Annotated in this window: 1 protein-coding gene; it reads right to left on the reverse strand. The window is 39.4% G+C overall.

Annotated features, from left to right (window positions below):
• The coding region (locus A3738_RS03280; protein ID WP_156503918.1) for a response regulator at positions 1-715 on the reverse strand (715 nt) is incomplete at both ends.

The following is a 715-nucleotide window of genomic DNA, read 5'->3' on the forward strand; positions in this document are numbered from 1 at the left end:
TCATTTGGTAGGGCAAAAGCAGTCAGGGCTATGATTTGGTTGTGATCGTAATAATTACTAAGGGTTTTGATACGCTTCATGCCTTCAATGCCATCCATGTCCGGCATTTGAATATCCATCAGAATAAGTGGGTAATATTGCTTCTTACATAAATCGATTGCTTGCTCAGCACTATCGGCTAAATCAATATCAATGCCCATTTCTTTTACGAGCGCCTTAACCAGGCTCAAGTTCATTTCATTGTCATCGACGGCCAGAATCGTCGCATTATTCGCAAAATGAGGCAGAGCATATTCCTCGGCATGGTCTGAGGTAATGCCTTTGTTTAAAGCCGATACTAAACTTTGCGATAAATTCGTGTAGGTAGCGGGCTTTGTCATATGCACGCTAATCTGTCGCAGTATTTTATAGTCGTAATGTAATAGCGATGGGGTATAGGTAAGAATGTTGATGTCTAAGGCATTTACACATTTAAAAGCTTGGTAAATACATTCTTCTTCGAGTTCTTTATCGCTTAATGAAATAAGAGCGAAGCGATTAGTTTGTGTGTCGTTCTTTCCGTCTTGCTCAATTGCTGAAATCAGCTCTTTCAATGTATCGAACTGTTGGTAGGGAATGTTCAAATAATTGAGCGTATGAATGATATTTTGCTTAGAGTGATGATGCGGTTCGTATAAATAACAAGATTGATTTTCGAGCTTAGGATGCGTGGCTT

The sequence above is a fragment of the Oleiphilus sp. HI0066 genome (assembly GCF_001635725.1).